Origin of the sequence: Microbacterium sp., assembly GCF_011620715.1 — a bacterium.
Taxonomy (GTDB): Bacteria; Actinomycetota; Actinomycetes; order Actinomycetales; family Microbacteriaceae; genus Microbacterium.
In genome coordinates, this window is the sequence record NZ_WOYP01000116.1 from 1 (window position 1) to 9,006 (window position 9,006).

A 9,006-nucleotide genomic window follows, 5' to 3' on the forward strand; every position below is an offset into this window, starting at 1 on the left:
CTACTGCGCGCTGTGGTCACGGATGCGGGCGGCGATGGCTGGTTCGCTGCGCACGTCGACGAGCATCGCCTTGACGCCGCGGGCGTGCAGGCACTCGTCGAGGCACGCGGCCATCCCGCGCCGGAGCCGATCGTCGCCGGGGCAGTGGGGCCCCCGCCGCCCGATGGCAGATCCGTCTCACCGCAACGGCGCAGGGAGCGAGACGGATGCGTCGAGCCCGCCGCCTGCCCGGGGCTTCAGCCGGGCGCTTCCTCCGCTCGCGCGGGCCAGACGCGCGACGATCGCCAGTCCCAATCCGCTGCCTCCGGTGTCAGACGACCCGCGCCAGAAACGTTCGAACGCGTGCACGCACTCTTCTTCGGTGAGTCCTGGCCCCTCATCGAGCACGTGCATCACGACCGGGTCGGCCGCATCCACCCGCACGGTGATCGTCGTACCGTCGGGACTCACACTCATCGCGTTGTCGATGAGGTTGTCGAGCACCTGCTCCACAGCGGTCTCGACGGCGAGGGCGGGGGCGGCAGCCGGTCCCTCGTAACGGATGTCTACACCCGCCTCCTGCGCGAGCGGCAGCCAATGCGCCACCCGCTCGCGGGCGATCGCCGCCGCGTCGTGCACGCCGACCGCCACGGAATCGGCCTCCGCACGGCTGAGGGTGAGCAGCCCGTCGATCACCGCACCCAAGCGGTCGAGTTCGACGTCGGCCGCGGCAAGGCGCTCCGCGGCGGCATCGGGGTCGGTGTCGACGAGGCTGCGCGCGGCATCCAATCGCAGACGCAGCGCCGTGAGCGGCGTGCGCAGCTGATGCGACGCGTCCGACGCGAACGAGCGCTGCACATCCATCAACCCGGACAATCGCCCCGCCATGGTGTTGAACGACCGCGCCAGCGCGCGCACCTCGGGCACACCAGCGCCGTCGTCAGCGCGGGCGCTGAGGTCTCCGGTGGCCAGCTGCTCGGTCGTGGCCTGCAGCCGCCGCATCCGCCGAGTGATGCCTGTTGCGAACACGGCCGCCACCAGCCCGGCGAGCAGCACCGTCACCCCCGCGACCGCCACCAGGCCCCACACCTGGCGGGCGGCGGAATCCGAGAACTGCTGTGCCGGGTAGCTGAACCGCACCGCCCCGCGGATCGTGTCGCCGGCCAGCACCGGCACCGCGACATAGAGCAGACTCATGCCGAGCGTCTCCGAGTAACGTTCGCCCGTCGCGATCCGGCCTGCCAGGGCGCTCGCGATCTCAGGTCGCGACCCGTATGCGGCGCCGACGCGGGACTGGTCGGTGTCGCTCGTGGCCACAGCCGTCCCGCCGGCGTCGACCACCACGACCCGCGCACCGGTCGCGGCGCTGTAGGCGTCCACGGCCTGGGTGACGACCTTGTTGGTCGCCGCAGTGCCGGACTCGAGGGATTCCTCGAGCCGCCCGGCCAGCACGAACGCGTCGCGCTCGAGCGTCGTGACCATGCGCTCGCGCTCGACGCCGGTGAGATAGAACGCGAACGGCACGTTCTGCACCACGAGCACGAGCACGGTGAAGCCCATGATCGCGAGCATCAGCCGCGCTCTCACCCCGGCCCCTCCCCGCGGAGCGGGGACTCTGCATCGCCGCGCGACACCTCGGGCACCTCGAACCGAAAGCCCACCCCGCGCACGGCTTCGATCCACGATGGGTCGCCGAGCTTCTTGCGGATCGCAGCAACGTGGGCGTCAAGAGTCTTCGTGGTTCCGTACCAGGCCACGCCCCACACGTCACGCAAGATGTCGGGCCGCCGCAGCACCGCCCCGGGGTCGGCCGTGAGGTAGTCGAGCAGCTCGAACTCCTTCGCGGTCAGGTGCACCTCGACGTCGGCAAGCATCACTCGCCGCGCCCGCACATCCACCGTGAGCGGACCGAACGTGCGCGCAGTGGCCGCGGCGGCCGCGGCATCCGGCTGAGACGAGCGCCGCGCAACCGCACGCACTCGCGCCGTGAGCTCACGGAAGCCGAACGGCTTCACGAGGAAGTCGTCGGCACCCACCTCGAGCGCCAGCACCCGGTGGAACTCCTCGTTGCGGGCACTCACCACGATCACCGGCACCGACGAGTCGGCACGGATGCGGCGGCACACCTCCACCCCGTCGAGGTCGGGCAGCCCGAGGTCGAGCAGCACGAGATCGGCACCGCCTTCGGCCACCACAGCGAGCCCGGCGGCACCCGTGTTGACGCGGACGCCCTCGAACCCCGCGTGCCTCAGTGCATCCAGGATGCCGTCGGCGATCGCGTCGTCATCCTCAACCAGGAGCACTCGCACATCGCCATTCTGTCGGCATCGCCCGGCCTTCGCCGCCGGCCGGGCTGACCTCTCAGCGAATTTGCCGAATCTTGGATATTCGCGGGGCCACCCTTGACCGGCCTTTCCGTACCGTGAGGTTCATGAAGAACGCAGCGATCACCACACTGTCGGTCCTCGGCGTCGTAGGCGCCGCAGCCGTCGCCATGGCCGCGAACGCCAACACGCTCGGGGTCCTCGACACGGTCGACCGGACTTCCCACGTCGCCGTCGCCGGCGACCCGGCGGGCCTCGGCTCGCCGAACCCGACGACCACCCGCACGCCCGACTCGGAGCACAGCCAGGCGGCCGTCGTCCCCGCACCGCAGCCGGCCAAGCAGCCGGTGCACGCCACGACCGGCGGATCCGGATCCGCGAGCACCACGGGCGAGACCGACGACAGCCGCGAGACCACGGAATACTCCGACGACTCGACCCACGTCGAGGTCGAAAGCCACGACGATGGCGAAGCAGGCGACGATGGCGAAGCCGACGACTGATCCCGCCCACACGGCACGCGTCACCCGCGTGCTCGTTGACCTGGCGTCGGTGGCGGCCTTCGGCGGCATTCTCACGGGATTCGTGACGGTGCCGCAGGAGGCGCCACCGGCATCAGGGGGGCCGGTGACGGCGCCCTCGCCGGCACCCGCCGCGCCGGCACCCGCCGCGCCGGCACCCGCACCCGCGGCTCCCGCACCAGAGCCGGTACCGGCGGCACCGGCGCCCGCCCCGGCGCCTGTCAACGCAACCACGTCCGGTTCGGGCGGCTGACATGACTGCGACGGATGCCGCGACCCCACCGGTCGCGGCCACCCCGGCGACCGCAGCGGCCTGGGCCGTGGCCGAGGCCATGGTCATGGGCAACGGCTGCGCGCTCACCGTCGTCGACGCCGACCTCGCAGTTGCCGAGGGCGCCCTCGCCCTCACCCGTCGCCTCGATGCGCTGTGGAGCCGGTTCCGCCACGACAGCGACATCACCGCCCTCAACCTCGCCGAGGGTGAGCCGCGGCGCGTCGACCCGCTCACCTGCCTGCTGATCGGCGAGATGCGCGAAGCGCACCGGCGCACCGACGGCGACTTCGACCCCACGCTGCTTCCGACCCTCGTCGCAGAGGGGTATGCGGCATCCCGCGTCGAACCGGGACTGACCACCTGGCTGCCCCTCACCGCGCAGGCCGGCGGCGACCTCGACGGCATCCGCATCGACGGGGATGTCGTCACCCTCCCCCGCGGTACGACCCTCGACCCGGGCGGCATCGGCAAGGGCCTCGCCGCCGACCTCGCGGTGGCGTATGCGCTCGAACACGGCGCGACCGGCGCGCTGGCGCAGTTCGGCGGCGACATCCTCGCCACCGGCGCGCCCCCCGACGGCGATGCGTGGCGCATCGGGGTGGAAGATCCGTTCCGGCCGGGCGAGCACTGCGACGTCCTGCGGGTGCTGCACGGTGCCGTGGCAACCTCGAGCACCCGCAGGCTGCGGTGGAACGGAACCGACGGCGGGGAGGTGCACCACCTGCTCGACCCGAGGGCAGGCGGCAGCATCCGCACCGATGTGCAGACCGTCACCGTTATCGCAGGCACAGGCGCGCGCGCCGAATCGCTCACCAAGCCCGGATTCCTGCGCCCTGTCGCCGAGTACCTTGCGTGGCTGCCGACACAGGATGCCGCAGCCCTCGTGATCACCGCCGACGGCACGATGCACACGACTGCGAACTGGAGCGATTTCCGATGACCGACCCACACCTGTGGTGGTACGCGTCCCGGGCGAGTGCCATCGTCGCCTGGTCGCTGCTGACTCTGACGACCCTCTGGGGCATCCTGCTCGCCACCCGCGTCCTGCGGGTCGCCGACAACCCGGCGTGGCTGCGGATCGTGCACGCCCACCTCAGCACGATCGCGCTGGTGATGACGCTCATCCACGTCGGGTCGCTGCTGCTGGACCCGTACATGAGGTCGCAGGGATTCGGCATCCCGGCCGCCCTGGTCCCCTACGCGTCCACGTTCAAACCGCTCGCGCTGACCCTCGGCATCGTCGCGCTCTACCTGATGATCGCCGTCGCCCTGTCGGCGAGCGCGATGCGATTCCTGCCGCGGAGGCTCTGGAAGGGGCTGCACTACGCGAGCTACCTCGTCGTGGCACTCGTCGCCGTGCATGCCGGCATGGCCGGCACGGACCGCGGCAGCACGTGGTACGTCTCGTTGTCGACAGCACTGATCGTCGCCGCCGCGATCGCTGCGATCGTGCGCCGCATCGTCGGCTCGGTGGCCGCGCAGCGGCGCCGCGCCGCCGCCAAGGCCCGCCGCGTCACCCTGCGCACGCCCACGCCGATGCGGGTCTCGGAGCTCCGCGCCCTCACCGACGACGTGCGCGGCATCCGCCTGGTGTCGCTGGAACCGGGCCCGCTGCCGCCGTGGACGCCCGGCTCGCACATCACCCTGCACCTGCCGAACGACCTCGAACGCCGCTACTCGCTGTGCGGCGACCCCGCTGATCGGCACGGGTACGAGATCGCGGTGCAGCTCGAGCCCGACTCCGCAGGAGGCAGCCGGTACATCCACGAGACGCTGCGCATCGGGCAGGTGCTGCCGGTGGATCCGCCGCGCAACAACCTGCCGCTCGAGCCCGCGCCCGACTACCTGTTCATCGCGGGCGGCATCGGCATCACCCCGATCCTGGCGATGATCGGCTCGCTGCCGCCCTCGCGCAACTGGGAGCTGCTCTATCTCGGCCGCTCGCGCCGCACCATGGCGTTCGCCGCGATGCTCGAAGAGCGCTACCCGGGCCGGGTCACCATCCACGCCAGAGACGAGCACCCCGACCGGATGCCGGCAGCCCACATCGCGGCGCTCAGCACCGCGCAGGTCTACGCCTGCGGCCCGAACGCTCTGCTCGACGAAATGGTCGAGGCGGTGCCGGCCGACCGCCTGCACATCGAGCGCTTCGTCGCCCTCGACCGTGCGTCAGGCCTGGACCCGAAGCCGGTGCAGGTCGATCTCGCCGGGGTCGGCACGTTCCGGGTGGCGGCGGATCGCAGCATCCTCGACGTCCTCGAAGAAGCGGGTGCGCCCATCGCCGGGTCGTGCCGCGAGGGCGTGTGCGGTGCGTGCCAGCTGCGGGTGCTCGACGGCACCCCGCTGCATCTGGACTCGGTGCACGCGGATGCCGACAAGGATGCCGCGGGCGTCATGTACCCGTGTGTCTCACGGTCGGTCAGCGATCGGCTCGTGGTCGACATCGTCGACTGAGTCACGCTGAACGCCCGCGATCGAGCCGCGCGCGGCGATCTCATGATCCGAGGGTCACATCCACCTGGATCTCGGCGGCCAGCTCTTCGAGCGCGGACTGCACGGCGTCGATGTCGACGGATGCAGCGGCCCGCGCCACGATCTTCGCTTCGAAGAGCCGCCCACCCGACATCGCCGCATCGTAGGTTTCGCTCGACATCCGCTCGATGCTGAGGTCGTGCGCGCTCAGCGTCGCGGAGATCTCGCGGACGATGCCCGGACGGTCGTTGCCGAGCACCGTGAACGCGAGCCGGCGCATGTCCACGTCATCCGTCGGCGATGTCTCGCTCGCATGGACCGCGACGGTCAGCAGTCCGTCGAGCCCGGTGAGCGCGGCACGCAGGTCGTCCACTCGGTCGTCTGCGACGGACACCTCGATGATGCCCGCGAATGCCCCCGCGAGCTCGGCGAGCTCGCTGGTCTCCCAGTTGCCGCCGTGCGCGTCGACGACATCGGCGACCGCCGCGACGAGTCCGGCCCGGTCGGCGCCGACCACCGTGAGCACAAGCGTTGTCATGACCCTCAGCGTACCGATCAGGCGCTGTGGATCCACGGCTTCTGCGGTAACGGGCCGTACCATGTGCGGTGAGGCTCTCGTCCGAGAACCGGACCGCCATCTGTCTTCGGGGATTCAGAACTGTGACCGACTCCACTCGCAGCGGTGCGCGGACGCACCGCGTGTCCGCCCGCGTGCGTCGCCGCCGACGACTGGCTGTGTTCGTCTCGGCGGTCGTGCTGGTCGCCGCGGTTGTGACGACTGTGTCGGTGATCGCCGCGACACGGGGCGGATCGGATGCCGCGGCCGCGCCCTCCGCAGCGGCGTCGTCGAGCGCCGCCCCGATTCCGAGCGCGACGCCGCTCACGGCGTCGCAGCAGCTCCTGGAGACCACCGACGACCCCCAGGCCTGCGCGGTCAGCTTCGCCGGAGAAGGGGTCGCCGACGAGCCCATGCTGCAGACGCAGGGCGTGCTCTACTCCGGCCTGCCGATCCCGCAGCGGGACGGCCTCGTGTTCGCAGGCTGGTACGCCACCCCGGCGGATGCCGCCGCCTTCGCCATCCCGAGCCGCCTCAACGGCTCGGAGCTCGTCGCGTGCACAGACCAGCAGATCACCCTGCACGGCTCATGGAAGACGCCCGACGAGAATGCCGCCGAGAACGCGCAGATCCCGATCATGATGTACCACCAGTTCACGACGCGCCCCGAAGGCGAAGACGGCTGGCTGCGCGGCAACTACGCCTACATCGGCGATTTCGACGCGCACATGAACCACATCGCGACCGGGGGCTTCTACCTGCCGACGTGGGATGAGCTGAGCGCATTCATCGACGGCCGCCTGTGGCTGCCGACTCACTCGGTGATCATCACTGACGATGACGCCGACCAGACTTGGTTCGACCTCGCCGCGCCGGTGGTCGACAAGTACAAGCTGCTGGCCACGTCGTTCATGATCACCGCGTATCGGCAGGACGCCGCGCCGAACCCGTACGTGCTGCGGCGCTCGCACACGAACGACATGCACCAGGCCGGAGCGAACGGACAAGGCCGGATGGTGAACTGGACCGCCGACGAGATCGCCGCCGACCTCGAGGCCTCCGCAGCGGTCCTCGGCGTGAAGGAAGTGATCGCCTACCCATACGGCCACTACAACGACACCGCCAAACAGGGCGTCTCGCAGGCGGGGTTCGAGCTGGCCCGCACGATCGAGCCGGGCTACGTCTCGATCGGGACCGACAAGCTCGCGCTGCCCGTGATCCGCGTCAACTACGGCATGAACGTCGACGCGATCACGAGCCTGATCGGCTGATCCGCGGCCCTATATGGGGCTGCGCGGCCCTACAGCTCGCCCGGAGAAATCGCCTGAGCGTCGAGCTCCTCCACTATGTGACGCGCCTTGCTGACCTGCGCCGCCCGCTTGCGCGGTGCGTAGACGACGAGCGAGTGGAAGACGAACCGCACCACGAAGGCGACGATGAGCGTGATCCCGGTCGCGATCACAACGGAGATGTGCCCGCCGCTCACCATGAGCGCGACGATCGGGATGCGGATGAGCAGCTCGGCGTTGTTGAACGTGAACGACTTCGCGAACCGCGCCCACACCCCCGATGCCTCGCCCTTCATGTCCTGGAAGACGAAGTGCTCCTGCAGCAGGAAGTTCGCGATGATCGTCACCTCCGAGGCGATGATCGCCGCGACGAGGTAGTTCACGCCGAGGTGGGTGAGCCCCCACACGATGGCGATGTTCGCGAGCGCGCCCAGTCCGCCGATCACGGCGAACAGCGACATCTTGCCGAACCTCAGCGCCGTGAGCTGGGTGAGGAAGTGCATCCCCTGTCGCATCGACGCCTTGGACTCTCCCGCATGACGACCGGCGAAGTCGAACGGCACCTCGGCGATGCGCAGGTTCTTGCGCGCGAGGATCTCGAGCAGGATCTTGAAGCCTCGGGGCTTGAGGGCGGCGGCATCCACCACCCGGCGATCGATGAGGAAGAAGCCCGTCATCGGATCGGACACGTCCTTGAGCCGGACCGGGAACATGGCCCGGGTGAGCGCGGTCGACACCTTCGATACGAAGACCCGGGTGCGGCCCGCCAGGCCGTCCGAGGTGCCGCCTCCCGTATACCGCGACGCCACCACGACGTCGACGTCACCGCGTGCGAATCGCGCGTAGATGTCGCGGATCTCCTCCGGCGGATGCTGCAGATCTCCGTCCATGACCAGACAGGCATCGGCCTCGGCGACGGCGAAGCCTTCGAGGACCGCGCCGCCCAGACCGCCGGTGCGCACGTCGCGGTGGATGAGGCGCACCGGCAGAGCCGCGGATGCCGCAACCTCGCGAACCACGTCGGGAGTGGCATCCGTGCTGTCGTCGACGAAGATGATCTCGGCGTCGAGCCCCCGCGTCTCGTCCGTGACACGACGAACGAGCTCCGCGACGTTGGGAGCTTCATTGTAGGTCGGGACGATGATCGACAACTGCATTGCGCTCTATCGTCGCATGCCTGCGGACGAGCAGAAGCGGTGACGCATCCAGGAGGATCCGCGCCCGAACTGCACGCATGCGGATGCCGCAGCGCAGGAGTGTGCGGCATTTGGCCGTCATTCAGGCTGCATGCCGGAGAATGGACGCATGACTCTCTCCTCCTCGACCATCACGGTGTTCGGTGCTGACTGGTGCCGCGACTGCGTGCGCACCAAGAATCAGCTCGACTCCCTCGGCGTGAGTTACGACTACGTGGACCTCGTGGCCGACCCGGACGCCGCCGACGTCGCGCGCGAGATCTCGGGCCGCACGAACATCCCCGTCGTGGTGTATCCGGATTCCTCCCACCACGTCGAGCCCTCCAACGACGATGTCGAGGCGAAGCTCCGCGAGCTCTCCCTCATCTAGCCCGTGGGGCCTCACCAGGCTGAGG

Annotated in this window: 9 protein-coding genes; 5 read left to right on the forward strand and 4 right to left on the reverse strand. The window is 69.9% G+C overall.

What is annotated here, in order from left to right; translation table 11 throughout:
* Positions 1–177: 177 nt before the first annotated feature.
* The gene (locus tag QZV84_RS10810; protein ID WP_292829320.1) at positions 178–1,566 is read right to left on the reverse strand and encodes an ATP-binding protein; all 1,389 of its coding nucleotides are present in this window, start codon (positions 1,564–1,566) and stop codon (positions 178–180) included.
* On the reverse strand, positions 1,563–2,282 hold the full coding sequence (locus tag QZV84_RS10815; protein WP_292829321.1) for a response regulator transcription factor: 720 nt from the start codon (positions 2,280–2,282) through the stop codon (positions 1,563–1,565). The genes QZV84_RS10810 and QZV84_RS10815 overlap by 4 nt, the downstream gene beginning before the upstream one ends.
* A gap of 128 nt (positions 2,283–2,410) precedes the next feature.
* Between QZV84_RS10815 and QZV84_RS10820 the strand changes: the two genes are divergently transcribed.
* The 3 genes from QZV84_RS10820 to QZV84_RS10830 all read left to right on the forward strand — a co-directional run bounded on the left by QZV84_RS10820 (position 2,411) and on the right by QZV84_RS10830 (position 5,552).
* The gene (locus QZV84_RS10820; protein ID WP_292829322.1) at positions 2,411–2,806 is read left to right on the forward strand and encodes a hypothetical protein; all 396 of its coding nucleotides are present in this window, start codon (positions 2,411–2,413) and stop codon (positions 2,804–2,806) included.
* A 272-nt stretch (positions 2,807–3,078) separates the two neighbouring features.
* Positions 3,079–4,038 (forward strand): FAD:protein FMN transferase, encoded by a 960-nt coding sequence (locus tag QZV84_RS10825; protein ID WP_292829323.1) that lies wholly within the window; start codon positions 3,079–3,081, stop codon positions 4,036–4,038.
* The gene (locus QZV84_RS10830) at positions 4,035–5,552 is read left to right on the forward strand and encodes a 2Fe-2S iron-sulfur cluster-binding protein (protein ID WP_292829324.1); all 1,518 of its coding nucleotides are present in this window, start codon (positions 4,035–4,037) and stop codon (positions 5,550–5,552) included. The genes QZV84_RS10825 and QZV84_RS10830 overlap by 4 nt, the downstream gene beginning before the upstream one ends.
* A gap of 40 nt (positions 5,553–5,592) precedes the next feature.
* Here the strand turns inward: QZV84_RS10830 and QZV84_RS10835 are convergent, their stop codons facing one another.
* Positions 5,593–6,108 (reverse strand): ACT domain-containing protein, encoded by a 516-nt coding sequence (locus QZV84_RS10835; RefSeq protein WP_292829325.1) that lies wholly within the window; start codon positions 6,106–6,108, stop codon positions 5,593–5,595.
* 122 nt (positions 6,109–6,230) lie between these two features.
* Between QZV84_RS10835 and QZV84_RS10840 the strand changes: the two genes are divergently transcribed.
* The gene (locus tag QZV84_RS10840; protein WP_292829326.1) at positions 6,231–7,397 is read left to right on the forward strand and encodes a polysaccharide deacetylase family protein; all 1,167 of its coding nucleotides are present in this window, start codon (positions 6,231–6,233) and stop codon (positions 7,395–7,397) included.
* Between the two features lie 29 nt (positions 7,398–7,426).
* On the opposite strand, the gene QZV84_RS10845 is transcribed toward QZV84_RS10840, so the two are convergent.
* Positions 7,427–8,572, reverse strand: a complete 1,146-nt coding sequence (locus QZV84_RS10845) for a glycosyltransferase family 2 protein (RefSeq protein WP_292829327.1) — start codon at positions 8,570–8,572, stop codon at positions 7,427–7,429.
* A 148-nt stretch (positions 8,573–8,720) separates the two neighbouring features.
* Between QZV84_RS10845 and QZV84_RS10850 the strand changes: the two genes are divergently transcribed.
* Positions 8,721–8,981, forward strand: coding sequence for a glutaredoxin domain-containing protein (locus tag QZV84_RS10850; protein ID WP_292829328.1), 261 nt, complete (start codon positions 8,721–8,723; stop codon positions 8,979–8,981).
* The last annotated feature ends 25 nt before the right edge of the window (positions 8,982–9,006 follow it).